Below are 17,103 nucleotides of genomic sequence, written 5' to 3'. Positions count from 1 at the left end.
AAGATGGTAAGGATATCAAGCTGTTCGATATTATTTAGTATTTTTATACTCTGAACCTTAGAATCAACCAATTTGTCCATGGCAGAAGAGTTAAATCATGTTTTTTTCAGAAATCCGGAAGAGGGTGTCGTTGCGCTGAAACAAAAGACCCGATCGCCCGGTAAACAGGAGGATAAAGAAGAGGACGATGAAGATCCAATAGACTACACACTAAAGCAGGAATCCTTTGAAGCCTCACGGGTAAATTTCAGGCGTGACCGTCAAAGTCGGGAGACGTCCAGAAATGCGGCACTTAATATACCGGCCTACCAGGAATATGTACTGATGGAATTCCACAGTACTTTTGACTCCTCTTTTTTCGCCGCCCGTTACAGAAATAATTTTGGTTTGTCGCTTGTCTCGCTTTCAGATTTGAATTCACAGGCAATTTTCGCAATTGTTGATCAAGCGCGTTTTCAAAGGTTTGAAAATGAGATCAATATCTTTATCAATGATGTTGACCCTGCCATTCAAAACAACTACCACCCGGATATTAAATTTATCAAGTTCTATCATTTCCTTTCCAGTGAAAAGATCTTAAAGTTTGAAGAACTTAAGCAACACGTCATTTTGAACGTCATAGACAATGTGGAAATATTTCAACGGGTGATTCGGCCTGTGGAGCAAAGCCTTTTAGCATATCTTGAAGCGAACAATCTTGAATTCTATTATGATTTCCAGGTGGGTAAGATCGAGGTGATGCACATTTCACAGGCTCAAATCGCTGAAATCGCTGATAATTTCGATATTTTACAGTCTATCAATTCCTTATCTGCCGGGGTGATCCGTCCCAACCGGTTCAATATGCCGGAGCGGAGTTTCGGTTTTACGATTACCAATCCGGACGAGGATTTACCCATAATCGGCGTGATTGATACGGGCATCAGCAATCAAAATCCGCTTGGGCCGATCATCATTAACGACGCGCAATTTGATCTGACCGGTACTTCACCTGTTATAGATAACGCTAATCACGGTACGTCTATTGGCGCACTGGCCGCTTTAGGTAGCCGGCTTATTCCAAATCATTTAGGAGATTTTGAAGCTGACGCCAAATTATTGCCGATCAAGATCATCGATGGCAACGGGGGCGTGATCGCCGAACTAGAAGTCGTCCGATTAATCAGGGAGGCTTCCGAAATGTACGGCGTTAAGATATTTACCTTGACGATTTGTTATACGGATTGCAAACGCTACAATGAGACGGTTTCGGAGTACGCCTATGCGATCGACAAACTTACCGCAGAACTCAATATTCTAGTGTTTATCGCTATAGCCAATAACCGGAATCTAACTATCGCTGCCGGTCTGCGCGAAGTGGTGGTGACTTATCCACAGCATTTCGAAAATGAATCCGCCAATCTCTGTGCACCTGCTGAAAGTATGAACAGTCTCACAGTGGGGGCACTTGCAGACAATTTTGAGAACAACACCCGCCTGCGTATCTCGCCGGCCGGCAATGTACCTGCGATCTATAGCCGCACTTTTCACATCGACTGGAATCATCCATCTATCACGCGGACCAAGCTCAATAAAAAATTATTCAAACCCGATATCTGTTATCACGGAGGCGATTTCGATCATCTGCTCGACCCATCGGCTAATGGTATCAAAATTTTGTCCGCAGCGCCCGGTATGTATTATGACCGGGACGCAGGAACAAGCTTAGCCACACCATTGGCAGCTAATATCGCGGCTAAAATATTAAAACGCTATCCGGCGCTGGGCGACAATATGCAAACTGTTAAAGCTCTGATCATTAATTCTGCGAGCGTCGAGGACCATAAAAATATTTTTAATTTGCCTATCACTCGGCAAACCCATGTATTAGGTAATGGCGTACCAGATGTAGAAATCTGCCAGTTTTCTACTAAAGACCGAATCACATTTGTTCTTGAAGACACGATCACTCCCGGTGAGATCAAGTCCTATCCAATAGAATTGCCTGAATATTTACTGGAATTAGACCGGGTGACCGGGCTGGTGGCTGTTGACGCGACCTTGTGTTTTAAGTTCGAGCCCGTCAAGAATAATCAGGTCGCTTATTGCCCCATACAAGTGGCTTTCGGCATATTCAAAAATGTTCCTTTGGAGGAGTATGAAATGGATGAGAACGGTGAGATCAGATTGGTAGATGACAAGCCTATCGCTTTGGGCATTAATGACAATACCACTGCAAATTATGTTTTCAGCCAATCCTGGTCGCAGGATTACTATTATAAAGCCAAAATGCTGAGCAATGCCCAGAAGATCAGATTTACGATTTCAAAGAAGGTGCTGATCGAAGAAAACAGAATTTTTAAAATCGCGGTGCTTGCCCGCCTGCACAAATTACTTGATCAAGCAGCAATGGTCAAATATAACCGCGCCCTATCATTTTCACTGGTTATCACCGTAAAGGAAAATCCGGTAAAACGACAATATAGCGGATTATTGTACGACGAGATGCTCAGGATCAATGCACTGGAGGTAATTAATGACGTGAATAACCTGGAAGCAGAGGGTACTAACGAAAATTAATTGGAAGAGACGGATAAAGCGCGCTTTTCAGCGGCGATCAAATTGCCCCACAGATCAGTTTTAATGGTGAGGTATAAGGATTTCGTTTTTTCAGTTTGTCTTTCGAAAAGACTTCTTTTGATGGCAGTAACCAATGTTTTCTGAATACTGTAATAGGATAGATTTTCAGTCTCTTTAATCAGCGCAGGAACTACTTTCGGCTTGTCGAACTTGTATTTGCCATTTTTGAAGACCAGTTCGATCAGCGCTTTGGCTTGCTTTTCGGTCGGAAGTTCAAATTTAAGGTTCAGATCAAATCGCCTGAGCAAAGCATTATCGATCATATCTAGTTGATTGGTGGCCGCAATAAGCATCGAACTCTGCGGTAAATAATCAAAAAGTTGTAATATCGTGTTAACGACCCTTTTCATTTCACCGTGATCCTGGCTATAATCACGAACCTTTCCTAACGAGTCAAATTCATCAATGAAGATAATGCAATCTTCCGAGGCTGCCTTACGGAATATTTTGGCGAGGTTTTTACTGGTTTCGCCAAGTTTAGCGGAAACGATAGCGCCAAGGTTCACCACGATCATCATTTTTTTAAGTTCCCCAGCGATCACATAGGAGGCCAGTGTTTTACCACAACCCGAGGGGCCATGCAGTAAAACCTTATTAGCGACCGGCAATCCATACTGACGCAAAAGTTCTGCTGAAGCCTGTTCCTGCACAAAATAATTAAGTTCGGAACGCGTTTCCCGCTCCGCAATAAGGTTGTCGAAAGTATACTCAGAAGTGATCTTTTCGAGAATCAGTTCATCGGTTTCCCGCTCATCCAGACGCTGAAAATGGCCGGGAGAACCTACCTTAACCAAGCTTTTGGTTTGTTGTTGCCGGACGGCATCTTTTAAAATGGACTGTAACTGTATGGCAAAATTAACTTTCTTTGTACTTTTTGAATGCTCTATTAGATCATTCAAAGAAGCCAATAGCTTTTCCTGGTCATTTTCAAGACCGTATTTGGCGATATCTTTTATATGATCGAACTGAGACATTTTTGAACTACAAAGGTTTGGATGTGCGTTACCTTATAAAATTATATAAAAAAGTTGGCAAAAGTAACAAAATCATCCGTAATAATCTGGCGATGATTTGATACTTATACGGCTAACCTCTATAAACGTTTAGGTCTGAATGATATTACATTATAAATTTTCGTATGTTAGACTATGGAACCGGAGGATTTTTCAAGCGCGCATAAAACGATAAAATTTATTGATGCCATCGTCAATTCGAACAGTTATCAAAACGTTATCAATTCGCCGCTGAAATTGACATTGGACCTCATCGCGAAATCCAGCACTTATCAAAATGCAGTAAACCCGCCGGCTTTGCGATTTATAAATAAAGCGATGACAAATCATCAGCCCATTTGGACAGCCGATTTTGTGCGGCAGATGACAAGCTTCCAAAAAACAAGTTCCGTTATCAATATTCGTCAGGGTGCTTATGAAAGCAGTCTAGCGGCATTAGGATATGGGACAGGTCGTTCTTCTGCTATGTTCTTGAGGAATGCGCTTGCCGCTTCGCTGGATGGATTGTTAGCTCACCGTTACGATTTGATTGCCGAGCCGGTATTGGAAGTAGCGGAATCTAAAATCATCCTATTTGACGAGGTGTCACGTATTAAAGCGGCCATTAGCGAGATTTACCGGGACAACGAAGCAATTTATCGATTAGAGGCGCGTGATTTTGAACAAATGGTGGCTGAATTGATGCGCGAGAAGAACTTTGATGTAGAATTAACTAAACAAACCCGTGACGGCGGGTATGATTTGATCGCCTTGCAAGATACCGGCGGATTCCCTTATCGCTTTTTAATAGAATGCAAGCGCTTTGCAAGACACCGGCGGGTAGATGTTAACATTGTGCGGAGCTTTTGCCAGGTTTTGTCCGAAGAAAAGAGCAACGGTATCATTGTAACCTCTGCTTACTTTTCAGCAGATGCTAAAAGATATCAAAAGAAGTTTGCTCCCTACCATCTGAATTTCCGCGACCGGGATGATATATTGGAATGGGTCAATCAATATGTAATGGTTAAACCTTAGTATTGATTTTTTTAGCGATAATCTCGATCAGGCGCTGATTGTTAGAAAAGATGAACTTGCTGACGTGAAAGCCGTGCATCTCGTTGATTTTATGAACCATTTGTTTAGGCGCTTCCGAGTAAAAGAGATCCTTCCGGCTGCCATCTTTCCGGTAAGCCATATCCGGGGTTTTGGAGGATATACTAAGGCACATATGCGGGGTCAGCGGCATAAAGAAGAAAAACTCACCCTGAAACTGCGTGTTCTGCGGCCGGTTAGCAGGGTCTATACTTACACCAGGATTATCGGTCGTAAAGAAACCGTTGTGGCTATATAAGATACGGCATTCGAATTGCAGAAGGTGTTGCGCGATCTTAGCCTGGATACTGTTTTCTTCCATCTGGCGTAATACCATCGAAGATAAATGTGTCTTTCGGCTGAAGTCATCGTCCTCCATGACTTTATCCTTCATTTTGTCCATTTCCTCCAGCATCACTTCCTTACGTTTGATCTGTCGGGGATCGGTCAGTGCCAATTTAGCCAACTCCGCCCGGTAGCTGTCGAATAACTCGTCGATCACCGTTTCCTTCTTTGTTTCTATCGCTTCTTTGCGAAAATAAGGGTTACGAATTTTTATATCGATCAGGGCATACATCAACAATTGAGCATCGGGCAAGGTCAAATGCGCTTCCCGGTGTTTAATCCTGCCAACGATCTTTGGATACTCGCGTTCATACTCATGAAACTTTTTTTCCAAAAACAAGGGATCAAGGCCATTCAGGTGTGGAAACTGATCCTCAAAATCCCCCTGTATAGTATAATAATCTTTGCTCCGGCACACTTCGGCCGTTGTCCTCAATTCAGAAAATACTTTTCTGCCGAATTTGAGCAAATCAATATCCAGTGTTTGTAATTTGTTATCGGCGTTACAAAATTCTCTCAAATAGGACTGTGGTAGAAAATGTTGTTTCATTAGGGGAGGTAATGTTTAAGAAGATCTTTAACCTCAAACAAATTTAGTCCTGATTTTTCGACATCCGATGGATGAACGACGATAGTAAGCTTATTTGCAAAGATTTGATTTTCTGAAGCGTTGATAAATGATTGGGCAATTATCGCTATCAATTTTTTGCGGCTGGTAGTCAGCCGGCCTAAACCTGAACCGATAAGCGGAATAACCGTATCAAGCTTTTCCCCCTTCGTATCGATAAACTCCCACAGGGCATCTAATGCATGCATCACATTTTTAAGATTGGTGGTAGAAGTATTGTTTGCATTCATATCTGACATCGCGAACCAGTAAAAATACTGGTCGGCCAGCTTGATTTTTACTGTAGTGCCGAAATCATATCGTTCGGTTTTCCCTGCTTGTTTTTGGATAGTTTGATGCACTATTCCTTGCAAGCCTCGGTCCAGTTCAGCGTTTAATTTGGGCAGATCACCTGGAAAATACCGCTGCGTAAATTGACCTTGTAAACTGTTTTGGGAAATGATCCCATTATCTACGTCCGTATCAAAGGTTGTATTTGTACTGATGATCTTTTGGCCCGGTATGGCAAACAAATCACCAATACAAACCTCGATCATTAGGTCTTGTCCAGGATATTTATAGCTGATCTTCCTGACTGGCCTGCGGGTGAAAATCACCGCCAATACGCCAAATAATAACAAAGGGGCCAACCAATAAAGTGACATTTGCTTTTTGTCCAACTGGTGCGAGGTATCCAAAATATCGACAAAGGTCCAGATGCCAGCAACAACTGCAACAAATGTCTTTAGCGAATCGACCGACCATAAGGCATAAAGCCAGTAGGATTTCGTCCGAAATGAGCGGATATGGTAATTCATAAGTTATTGTAAACCGTATTTGGATAAAGCCTTTCGCCACTGGTACCTGCCGCTAATAAACGGTGATGTTCAGCCGGCCAGTTCCTGATTGCGTAATCGATAATCTTATGCCCCCAAGGAATGTGGACCACCAATTCATGCCGCAAGATTGGTGGACACAGCACCGAATCCATTGACCGTTCGCCATTCAAATTAACGACAATAATCGGCATCTCCTTTTCCAAGGCAACTTCCATTTCCCAGCGCACAAACCGGTACAAGTTCCGGGTACTTTGACCGACCAATACAATTAACACATCGCTGGAATTCAGTCGAAGTCTTAAGCTGCGCTTGATTGTTTCCTCGGAACTGGTATCCCTTGCCTGCGTTATATCATGGGCATTGGCAAATGTAAACGCAAACCTATCGTTCGCATGCCAGGCTTGCATAAGCCGGTAATAATGAATGTCGTTATCTCCATCGAAACAGGTGTAACAAGTATTTGCCATCTTTAAATATACGAATTTTCGTTTCGGTGTCAATTCCTATAAATTATTTCGCAACTACCGTTGCTGCACGTACAAAGAACCGTTTGCTGTAATTGACATTTAGATTCAAGAAATGATAACTGAACATTATCGTTAAATTCATTAATCATTTATTTTTTTGGTTAATTGTATCTATAAATTAGCGAAAGCTAATTAGCCAACATAGAAGTATTAATTACAGTACATCGGGTTATTTCGCATAATCTAATTTTTATCATCTTTGTTCATGTTGATCAATTATGTATCCTCATGAAAGAATATTTCAAACCTCTTGCCCGCTTCAAAAAACGCGAACATCCGTTCGATATTGGCATGCCCTTTTCCTGGTGGAGGGGCCATTATGACCGCCATTTCCTGAATAACTTATATGAACGTAAGGAAAATGAATTTGAAGCATTTTACAAATATCACCTGGATCATTTTTTAAAGGTAAATGCAGGGTCTCAAGAGATTGAATTCTACAAGCACCTGAGAGACATAATCAATGATGGCATTGCAGCATTAATTAAAGAAGATAAACCCGGATCGAAAACCAAGCATGAGCGAACTAATATTCAAAAAGTGCAATTACGGACATTTGTCGATTACTTGAATTCGATTGATCAATGGGCCGTTCGTCCACAACTTGAGGTTTATACAGAAAGGGACGCTACAATCGCAAGGTTGCAAAAACACATCGCAGTATTAGAAAAGCAAATTAACGAAATGAAGGAATATGATGTGGTACAAAAAATTAGAATAGAGGAAGGCCATTTGCCTACAGTCATTGATCTGATTCAGCAACTTCGTGATTTGCAATTACCCGCTAACCGGAGGCTGCTTCGCTGCGATCATAAGACGCCCTATTATAAAATGATCAGTAAATACTTTTCCATTGACGGCAAAGACATACCCATAGAAACTGCCAAAAATTATTTCTCCGATAAACAAGATGATATAAGCGTTAAGGGGACAAAAGTTCCACCTGAAAATAAGCTGTTTAAAATAGTATCGGACACGCCAAAAAAGGCGGTCAAGAACAGCAACAAGGCTTAATTATTCTTTTCTCATCTCTGTCTGCCAGTTTTCGCCTTGTTCTCCATATGAGACAGTAACCTTCATTATGTCAGTTATTTAGGTGCGATAACACTTATCTTGTTCGCCTATTATACATGACCATCGGTTTTCGATGGTCATGAGATCAGCTATTCCGCAATTTACATTCGTCCCGTTAACCAAAAAACGGAGTACAGATGCAAGTAGAGATTTTAACTAAAGAAGACCTAAAACAGTTCAAGGCAGAACTCGTACAGGAACTGAAAGACGCATTCAGCGGCAATGCAAAACCACAAAACAAAGAATGGCTGAAAAGCAATGAAGTAAGAAAGCTGTTAGGTATATCGCCAGGCACCTTACAGAACCTACGTATTAACGGCACACTCACCTATTCTAAAATAGGCGGCATGATGTATTATCGCTACCAGGACATCCTGAAGCTGTTAGAAAAAGGAGGTGTTAAATGAAAAAGGCACCTCCTGAACTGGCCTTACTGAAGGCAATCCAAAAACACAAAGGGCTTGGCCCTTTTCATATCAGTTTATACACTGCAATGCTTTCCTTATGGCAGGAACAGCAGTACAGTACTCCTTTCCGGGTAACAAGAAGTATGCTGATGGCAACATCCGGTATCCGTTCACCAGCGACTTATCACAAGTGCTTAAAGGAACTGATCGACCAGGAATACATTATATATGAGCCGTCTTTTGATAAGCATATCGCAAGCCGGGTCACCTTGGTTACGGACAAAGCAGGTATGTAAATGAACAGCTTAAAACCATTTGCGATACACAGTATCGCAATAAACAATAACGGGATATTCTATCCGGTAGCAGGGAGCAAGTTTGTGTTTTTGTTGCCACAAAAACATCCCGGATGCCTGCGGCACCGGGCAAACTTGCCTTTTGCGCCCGATGGTTGCAAAAGGGAAAATGGAAGAAACAGGAAGGAGGTAACCAATGGAAGCAACAATAAAGACAACTAATAAACAACAGGTAACCCAGCCCAAAAACAAAGGTGGCGCGCCTAAGAAAAGAGTAAAACGGGAGTTGATAATTCGCATTAGGATGACAGCGACCGAACGCTTTTATATCGACAGTAAGGCTAAGACCGCAGGTATGCGATCAAGTAGTTGGATAAGGGCGGCAGCTAAAAGCGCTAAGGTGGTGCCGAGATTAACTGACGATGAGCGGCGCATCCTTTGGATGCTTGCCGAGCTTGCCAATAACCTAAATCAATTGACAAAGCTTGCGCATCAGGTAGGTTTATTGACGGTGGTTCGTAACTGCGATAAAATTTTGAACGAGATAGATATTACTTTAAAACATCTCAATAACCATGATAGGGAAAGTGATAACGGGTAGAAGCTTTGGCGGGTGCATTCGCTATGTGGTTCAAAAGAATGATGCGGTGATACTGGACGCCGCAGGCGTGAGAATGCAGCAGGTTAACCAGATTATCAATGATTTCAACCTGCAACGAAAGTACAATCCCAATTTAGGAAAAGCCGTTGGCCATATTGCTTTAAGCTGGAGCATTTACGATGCCGCTAAACTAAACGATAAGGTAATGGTGATGTTGGCGAAAGAGTATCTGCAAAAAATGAAAATACATGACACGCAGTATTTAATTGTAAAGCACCGGGACAAAGATCATCCGCATATCCACATCGTGTACAACCGGGTAAGTAACAATGGCAAAACTATATCCGATAATTTTCAAAAGCAACGGAATGTACAGGTAGCTAAAGAATTGACCTTAAAACATGGCCTTTATATTTCACCGGGTAAAGAGCGTGTTAATCGCCAACAGCTAAAAGGTGAGGATAAAATCAAATATGAATTGTTCGATGCCATCAGCGGGGCCAGCAAAAAAGTAAAAAACATCAATGAGCTAAAGCAGGTATTGGCTAAGCAGGGTATTGTTACCCATTTGAAATTCAAGAGCGGCACAACCGAGGTGCAGGGTATTAGTTTCAGCAAGGGCGAATATAAATTTAAAGGATCAGAGATAGACCGTAGTTTAAGTTATGCAAAGCTAAGCCAGGCAATAGAGCAACAGCAGGTTAAACCGGAAAAGAGCTTGGCAGGTCAGTTAAGGGAAGTAATGGAAAATGCGAAGCAGGAAAGAGAAAGTCAGGACAAGACCGAACAAACCACTTATTTAAAGCCAGAGCCCGAAACCCATTACTTGAAGCAATCGCTATCAGCAGGAGCAGATTTATTAGGTGATTTACTTGGCAATATAGCCGACGATGATGACAGCCCGGAAAGAAGACGGCGAAAGAAAAATGAACAACAACAAAGCAGAGGAATATCAAGATGAAAGAGATAGATGAACTAAATGACCGGATGAACGGCAATGATGAAATCGTAGATAGCCTAATAAAAAAGATGGATGAGCTGGAAAAGCGAGAAGTAAAAAACGCCGATTATACACTTCATTTTGAAGCATTGAAAAAGATTTTTGAAGGGTTTTTAAATAGATATAATAAAGAAAGTGCAGAACTAAAAAATGCTATAGGTCAGCTTAATATAAACTATCCCGCCGAGCAAATACAAAGTACATTGGCAGAGGTTAAGCCAATAGTAGAGGGGATTGGAAAATCACTACCAATAAGGATAAGGCATCAGCTTGACCTTACAACCAAAGGTTGGATTATCGCTGGAATGATGTTGTTAATTATTACTGCGGTATGTGTGGGCTTATGCGGTTATCTATGGACAGAGAATAGTCGAATGCAAGCGAATGACATCAAATTCAGAATGATTAGGCAGGTATATCCTATACAAGGGAACTGGGCAGATAGCTATTATTCGAAAAATCCTGAAGGAATGGAAAATACTACTGCGAAACTCGAAGAGCAGGCCTTAGAACGATCATCAGCCCAAGATCGGATTGAACAAGCTGAAAGAGAAGTTAAAGAGGCAAAGCGGCAATTGAAAAAAAATAAATGATTCAAATCAATCGTATTCATTTATGTTTGCAATGAAGCGGCAAGGGGCATTAACGTACATCTGAGGATCTAAGGTCTAAAGCAAGATTTAATCCTTGCCGTTTTTATTTTACACCCTCTGACATTGCCTGAAATTCATAATTGCCTGGCCTTTGATACTCTTTTGTAAAAACTCTATCCTGAGCCACACATGCAAAGGCACGAAGTATTAATTTATACCTTATTGCATTAATTACCGCCATTTTAGGCTTGCCTTCTGTTTGAGTTTTTCGCTCGAAATAAGCTTTTAATTCTGTGTCAAATCGAATTGCCCTAACAGCACACAAATGAAGTAATGCTTTAACCCTTTTATTAGCTATATGAGAAACTTTAGCTTTAACCTTGGTGGTTCCCGAATCTTTCTTAAACGGGGCAACTCCAGCATAGCAAGCAAATTTCTTAGGACACCTAATGTCATTAAATTCGTTAGTACTAATTAGAATTTGAGTGGCTGTTATAATTCCAATGCCAGGTATAGACATTAAAATTTCCGTTAATCGACTTAATTTATCATCCGCTTCTATGATGTGAAGTATAGCTTTATCAACCTGAACTAAATCTGCTTTAACAGCCACTATACTTTCCTGACAGAGATTTTTATTTGCCTGCAATAATTTTTTATTGAGAAATTGCTGTTGTTCACCCAAGGGAACAGTAAGCCTCTTTTGGGTATCTAACAATCTTATTCTAAGTGAAGCCATATATGATAGCTGCTCGATAGTTCCCCTTTTTGGTATTAATAACCTAAGCTCTTCACGATTTTTGTAAGCATACGAAGCGATGCGAATCGCATCTATTTTGTCATACTTTCCTCTAAGTAACCCTAAAGAATTGCGTATGTGCAAAGCATCTTCCATTACAATATTGGCTTTCAATTTCTTTAAAGTAATAAGCAGATGATTCGCATAAATACCAGTATGTTCCATGCAAAATACGGCCTTAGTCATGGTGAATTTTTCAAGTTCTTTAAGCTCTTTGATCACTAAAGAAATATCATCCACAGTATTACCTGCTTCTTTGTGATACAAAAATGTTTTTCCTTGCATGATGGCATAATCAAGCTTGTTTCTGGAGATATCTATGCCTATAAAATAGGTGTATGTTTTAATACGAGTGGTTGCCATATAAAAAAGGCAACAGGGGATTCTGTCATGTGATAGAACTGTTAATCTTGACCTACCTATAATGCGCCCCTGTTGCGGGCCGCGAAAATAGTAAACGTTAAATCACTAAAAAACTTTGTTGAAAAATGGTGAGGAAGACTTGGCTGGTTAGAGAGTTATAAAGCAACAGAGGATTTCGTCATGTGATAGGCCGCTATTCTTGACATATTTATAATGCGCCCCTGTTGCAGTAGCGAAAATACATTTATCGGATTTTTGGAGAGGTTTAATAGATAATAAAAGTGAGTGCCGTTACAAGCAAATCAATAAGTAGCTCGTCTTAGGTCTATATGTTAGTAGCTGTATTACTTTTTCAACAAGTCGTTCTTTTCTTTTTCAGCCTGTAATAGACGTTCAAGTAAGACTATTTTTTCATTGTATAATTCAACGATCTTATCAATAGGATTAAACGATGGTTGGAAATTAATAGCGTTTAACGTCGAGGTATCTTGACTGGTAAAAGTATTTGAGATTATATTCAAAACGGCGTCATCATTAAAATTCTTGATAGCATCAGCAGGCACACCCAAAACCTTAGAAATCTTTTCTAAAGCTTCGCCATCAACATCTGCACTTTGTTCGATTTTAGAAACAGCTTGTTGGCTTATACCTAATTCCGCAGCTAAAGTCTCCTGTTTCATGCCACGTAACTCGCGAATCTTGCTGATTTTTCTGCCAATATGTAGATTTAGTTCTGCCATAAGTCAAATGTATTGTTTTAATATAAATGTACAAAACAACGGCTCTATTGTAAAGTACAAATCGCTGTAGTTCGGTACGGAGATGTTTTGCTACTCTTTTGTTTTGCCGGTTAATGGAGGCCGGTATAAAAAGAACATCATGTACAACGGAAGTTATGCCCCCTGGGAACATTATCCTAAAAACCTTCGCCATTACGAAGTTGAAAATCCAATGTCTGTAGTAGTAGATTTTTTTAGTGCTGATTCAGTAAAAGGACACGGCAGGCGATTAAAGGAATGGCGCTATTATGTAGTTAACGATGAGCATTATGATGAAAAACGTCATGGCCCCGGAACCCTGCTTTTTATCTACGATCTTAATTTAAAGATTTTAGAGGCTATGTATCTGCTATTACTCAATTACAAAAACTTCTCTTATCAGCGAAAGCAGCTTACAGAAGAACAATTGGAGGAAGAAAAGGAACTATGGGAGTACTATCCCAAAAACCTTTCCTTAAAAGAACAGTTTGAACCCTACAAGGCCGTTAAGAAGGTCTTTAAAAAAATCAAGCCGCAGGAATATCGGGATCAATTGCATGAGTGGTCACACGTAGCACTTTACAATAATGCGGATGATGAATCTTTATATGCAGGTGAGGTTATTACCGTTTATGAAAACTTAATTAAGCTCTATTCGGCGGCATGGATGATTTGCCAACGTGAAGGTGGTCGGCCACTGATAAAGCGCAACAAGGTTGGAAATATTTTATCCGAAACATCTACGGAACCAGTTGCGCTAAGGGCAATAAACCCCGAACCTACAGCAGTCGAAAAACTGGCGTTGGAAGAAATCAAGAATCTCATTGTAAAACGTTGCCCGGAGGCTCAAATGATTATTCATTTAGGTACACATTCCAAGCCGTTTACATTTTACCTGCTTATCCTGATAGGCGATGATGAAAAAACACCGGAGCATCAAATCAGCAACAAGATAGAAGACAATTGCCAATACCTTGCTCGTGTACATGCCATCGTCCATAAAGCAAACAGCGCAAAAGAAGCGCTTATTAAAGGCAGACGCTTTTGGTCGACCGTCATGGACAAGGGAATTGCTCTGTACCAATCCCCGGAATTATCACTACCCGTTCATCCGGAAATAACTAAGGGGGTATTACTAGCAAGAGCGCAGTTCAATTGGGAACGATGGGGCAAACAAGGCAATGAGCTTTTAAAAGGCGCAGAGTTATACAGGGCCGATAACAATTTTAGGCTGGCAGCATTTCTTTTGCACCAATCCATTGAAAGCGTTTTAAAAGCTATCATACAAGTCGTTATAGGTTACAGGGTGCAAATGCATAATTTATCAAGATTGTTAAGGCTTACGCTGTTATTTACCGATGCATTAAAAGATGTCTTCGAACTGGATACCACCGAAGGGGCACAATTATATCAATTGCTGCAAAACGCCTATTCACAATCACGGTATAGTAGTACGTTTGATCCTGATGAAGATTCGGTTAGAATACTTTCAAAACAAGTAACAAAATTTAATAAGGTAGCAGAAAGCGTTTATCAGCAATATATAAAAGATATTAATGAATAATAGTGTCAACGGTATTGGCAGGTGGGTAAGCCTTTGCTCACCACTTTAAAAAGCCGTTATAAAAACATAGTACTGCCAGGCCCGAGTAGCATGTCGGGCGGTTGATTTAATCGCCCGACCCTGCTGCTAAAAAGCAAAAAGACACGTACATCCGTTGGAACCATGCAGCTACGGCAGGCGGCTTCTTTGCACCACGGGCTATCGCGCTGTGGTTTCATTACACTGCCAGCCTCGCCGCCTCTGCAGGAATGAAATTCGCTATCACTCATAACATACCTGCCTTGCCTTCCGTCAGTAGGAAGTTAAAATGTCAGCGTATTAAATACCGTATCTGTAATTATTCGGTTTTAGTATATACTCCGTTAGTTTATCATTTACTAATTCTTAGTTTTACAGCAAAGGAAAAATCCTTAATGCAATTACTTTGAGATAATAAATCATGAGTGAAGATCAGAAAAAGCAGTTAGAGCAGCAACTTTGGAATATCGCCAACACTCTGCGTGGCAAGATGAATGCCGATGAATTCCGTGATTACATATTGGGTTTTATCTTCTATAAATATTTAAGTGAAAAAATGGAATTGTTTGCAAATGAAATTTTGAAACAAGACAATATCCGTTTTAGTGAGATCAATCCTAAAATTGCAAATTCTGGTGAATACCTTGAGGCTATAAAGGAAGAGGCACTTGAGAAATTAGGCTATTTTTTAAAGCCCGATGAGTTGTTTTCGGCTGTTGCTCTTCGCGGTAACAGTGGTGACGATGAAAGGGCCGACCAAACTAGTGCAAATTTTATACTGGGTGACCTACAAAAAATACTCACTAATATTCAGTTGAGTACTATGGGTACCGAAAGTGAAGAAGACTTTGACAATTTGTTTGAGGATATGGACTTAAACAGCACCAAATTAGGTAAAACACCAGATGCGAGAAATAGTATCATTGCCAAGGTGCTGGCACATTTAGATAAAATAGATTTTGAACTAAAAAACACTGAACTTGATATTTTAGGCGATGCATACGAATACTTAATTGGACAATTTGCAAGTGGTGCCGGAAAAAAAGCAGGTGAGTTTTATACTCCGCAAGAGGTTTCTAAGATATTGGCCAAAATTGTAACCAGCGGTAAACACAAACTAAAATCAGTTTATGATCCTACTTGCGGGTCAGGTTCGTTGTTGCTGCGTGTGGCTCGTGAAGTAAAGGATGTAGGTAATTTTTATGGACAGGAAATGAACCGTACTACTTACAATTTGGCCCGAATGAACATGATTTTGCATGGTGTGCATTATCGCAAATTCGACATTAAACAAGAAGATACGTTAGAACGCCCACAACACGGCAATCAAACATTTGAGGCGATCGTTGCCAATCCACCTTTTTCGGCTGAATGGAGTGCTAATCCTTTATTCTCATCGGATGATCGCTTTAGCCAGTACGGCAGATTAGCACCAGGCAGCAAAGCCGATTTTGCCTTTGTACAACACATGATACATCATTTGGCTGAAAATGGTATTATGGCTATTGTTTTGCCACATGGCGTTTTGTTTAGAGGTGGGGCCGAATTACACATACGTAAGTATTTAATTGAACAAAAGAACTTTTTAGATGCCGTAATTGGTTTGCCAGCTAATATATTTTACGGCACTAGCATACCAACCTGTATTTTGGTATTTAAAAAATGCAGGGAAAACCCGGATGATATATTGTTTATTGATGCGAGTAAAGGGTTTGAAAAGGTTAAAAATCAAAATATGTTACGTGAAGAACATATTGATAAAATTGTTCAAACTTTTCGTGACAGAACAGCAATTGAAAAATACAGCTACAATGCTCTGTTAAAAGAAATAGCCGAGAACGAATATAATCTCAATATCCCTCGTTATGTAGATACTTTTGAAGAAGAGGAAGAGATAGACATACAAGCTGTTATGCTCGAAATCAAACAACTGGAAGCCCAAAGAACCGAACTTGACAAAGAGATTGATGTTTATTTGAAAGAATTAGGACTTGTATTTTAATTTTTCAGAAAATCCTTAATGTTAATAACGGTTACAAAAAAGTAGTTTAGATGGCAGCAAAAAAAGTTAAAGTATGCAATGTTCCAAATTTGAGATTCCCGGGATTTGAGGAAGAGTGGAAAAAGGAAAAAGTAGGAGGATTGTGCGATTTTATAGTACCGGGTAGGAACAAACCAACTATCTTCAATGGAAATATACCATGGATTACAACTCCGGACATTACCCATAATCAAGTTGTGTTTGCTTCAAAAAAAGGTCTGTCAATTTCAAAAGAAGAAGCTAAAAAGGTAGGCTCCAAAATTATTCCAGAAAAATCAATCATCATTTCATGTGTTGGTGAACTAGGCTTGGTTGCTATTGCTGGAACAGAAATGGTTATAAATCAACAATTACATGCTTTCTTACCAAAGAAAATAGAATATCGGTTTTTACTTTATTGTTTAGGGAATCAAAAAAAATATATGGAAAAAATTGCAACTAAAACTGCTGTTCCATATATGAATAAGGATAATTGCAATTCAATACCTATAACTTTTCCAAGCTTACCGGAACAAAAAGAAATTTCCTCTTTCCTATCACTAATTGATGAAAGAATCCAAACCCAAAA

At 40.2% G+C, this 17,103-nt stretch carries 17 protein-coding genes; 11 read left to right on the top strand and 6 right to left on the bottom strand.

Annotated elements, in window-relative coordinates; all coding sequences use genetic code 11:
- The first annotated feature begins 78 nt into the window (after window positions 1-78).
- Window positions 79-2,559, top strand: a complete 2,481-nt coding sequence (locus FFF34_011270; GenBank protein ID TSD64487.1) for a S8 family peptidase — start codon at window positions 79-81, stop codon at window positions 2,557-2,559.
- Here FFF34_011270 and FFF34_011265 read toward each other — a convergent pair.
- Window positions 2,556-3,593, bottom strand: a complete 1,038-nt coding sequence (locus FFF34_011265; GenBank protein ID TSD64486.1) for an AAA family ATPase — start codon at window positions 3,591-3,593, stop codon at window positions 2,556-2,558. The two genes, FFF34_011270 and FFF34_011265, sit on opposite strands and share 4 nt — an antisense overlap.
- Before the next feature lie 174 nt (window positions 3,594-3,767).
- Between FFF34_011265 and FFF34_011260 the strand changes: the two genes are divergently transcribed.
- Window positions 3,768-4,646 carry a restriction endonuclease gene (locus FFF34_011260; protein ID TSD64485.1) on the top strand — a complete coding sequence of 293 codons (879 nt, stop codon included), beginning with the start codon at window positions 3,768-3,770 and terminating at the stop codon, window positions 4,644-4,646.
- Here the strand turns inward: FFF34_011260 and FFF34_011255 are convergent.
- The 3 genes from FFF34_011255 to FFF34_011245 are packed head-to-tail and all read right to left on the bottom strand — an operon-like array spanning window position 4,636 to window position 6,961.
- Complete coding sequence (locus FFF34_011255) at window positions 4,636-5,598, bottom strand: DUF4238 domain-containing protein (protein TSD64484.1); 963 nt, start codon at window positions 5,596-5,598, stop codon at window positions 4,636-4,638. The two genes, FFF34_011260 and FFF34_011255, sit on opposite strands and share 11 nt — an antisense overlap.
- On the bottom strand, window positions 5,598-6,473 hold the full coding sequence (locus FFF34_011250) for a hypothetical protein (protein ID TSD64483.1): 876 nt from the start codon (window positions 6,471-6,473) through the stop codon (window positions 5,598-5,600). The genes FFF34_011255 and FFF34_011250 overlap by 1 nt, the downstream gene beginning before the upstream one ends.
- The gene (locus FFF34_011245) at window positions 6,470-6,961 is read right to left on the bottom strand and encodes a molecular chaperone Tir (protein ID TSD64482.1); all 492 of its coding nucleotides are present in this window, start codon (window positions 6,959-6,961) and stop codon (window positions 6,470-6,472) included. Before FFF34_011245 ends, FFF34_011250 begins: the two co-directional genes overlap by 4 nt.
- 288 nt (window positions 6,962-7,249) lie before the next feature.
- Here FFF34_011245 and FFF34_011240 point away from each other — a divergent pair, with 288 nt between their 5' ends.
- The 6 genes from FFF34_011240 to FFF34_011215 all read left to right on the top strand — a co-directional run bounded on the left by FFF34_011240 (window position 7,250) and on the right by FFF34_011215 (window position 10,992).
- Entirely contained in the window at window positions 7,250-8,035 is a 786-nt protein-coding gene (locus FFF34_011240; GenBank protein TSD64481.1) for a hypothetical protein, read from the top strand.
- 197 nt (window positions 8,036-8,232) lie between these two features.
- Complete coding sequence (locus tag FFF34_011235) at window positions 8,233-8,502, top strand: helix-turn-helix domain-containing protein (protein ID TSD64480.1); 270 nt, start codon at window positions 8,233-8,235, stop codon at window positions 8,500-8,502.
- Window positions 8,499-8,798 (top strand): hypothetical protein, encoded by a 300-nt coding sequence (locus tag FFF34_011230; GenBank protein TSD64479.1) that lies wholly within the window; start codon window positions 8,499-8,501, stop codon window positions 8,796-8,798. The genes FFF34_011235 and FFF34_011230 overlap by 4 nt, the downstream gene beginning before the upstream one ends.
- A gap of 196 nt (window positions 8,799-8,994) precedes the next feature.
- A complete protein-coding gene (gene mobC / locus FFF34_011225) occupies window positions 8,995-9,399 on the top strand; it encodes a plasmid mobilization relaxosome protein MobC (GenBank protein ID TSD64478.1) in 405 nt (134 codons plus the stop codon).
- Window positions 9,374-10,360, top strand: coding sequence for a mobilization protein (locus FFF34_011220; protein ID TSD64477.1), 987 nt, complete (start codon window positions 9,374-9,376; stop codon window positions 10,358-10,360). Before mobC ends, FFF34_011220 begins: the two co-directional genes overlap by 26 nt.
- Window positions 10,357-10,992, top strand: a complete 636-nt coding sequence (locus FFF34_011215; protein TSD64476.1) for a hypothetical protein — start codon at window positions 10,357-10,359, stop codon at window positions 10,990-10,992. Before FFF34_011220 ends, FFF34_011215 begins: the two co-directional genes overlap by 4 nt.
- Before the next feature lie 103 nt (window positions 10,993-11,095).
- On the opposite strand, the gene FFF34_011210 is transcribed toward FFF34_011215, so the two are convergent.
- Window positions 11,096-12,154 (bottom strand): transposase, encoded by a 1,059-nt coding sequence (locus FFF34_011210; GenBank protein TSD64475.1) that lies wholly within the window; start codon window positions 12,152-12,154, stop codon window positions 11,096-11,098.
- A 344-nt stretch (window positions 12,155-12,498) separates the two neighbouring features.
- Complete coding sequence (locus tag FFF34_011205; GenBank protein TSD64474.1) at window positions 12,499-12,894, bottom strand: helix-turn-helix transcriptional regulator; 396 nt, start codon at window positions 12,892-12,894, stop codon at window positions 12,499-12,501.
- A gap of 82 nt (window positions 12,895-12,976) precedes the next feature.
- On the opposite strand from FFF34_011205, the gene FFF34_011200 reads away from it, so the two are divergent.
- The 3 genes from FFF34_011200 to FFF34_011190 all read left to right on the top strand — a co-directional run.
- Window positions 12,977-14,476, top strand: coding sequence for a HEPN domain-containing protein (locus tag FFF34_011200; protein ID TSD64473.1), 1,500 nt, complete (start codon window positions 12,977-12,979; stop codon window positions 14,474-14,476).
- Between the two features lie 439 nt (window positions 14,477-14,915).
- Window positions 14,916-16,496, top strand: coding sequence for a type I restriction-modification system subunit M (locus FFF34_011195; protein TSD64472.1), 1,581 nt, complete (start codon window positions 14,916-14,918; stop codon window positions 16,494-16,496).
- Window positions 16,497-16,546: 50 nt separating this feature from the next.
- Window positions 16,547-17,103, top strand: a 557-nt coding sequence (locus FFF34_011190; GenBank protein ID TSD64471.1) for a restriction endonuclease subunit S, incomplete at its 3' end; no start/stop codon positions are given.

Origin of the sequence: Inquilinus sp. KBS0705 (assembly GCA_005938025.2) — a bacterium.
Classification (GTDB): Bacteria; Bacteroidota; Bacteroidia; order Sphingobacteriales; family Sphingobacteriaceae; genus Mucilaginibacter.
Note: the sequence above shows the minus strand (reverse complement) of the source record. Positions and strands in the feature narration are given on the sequence as shown.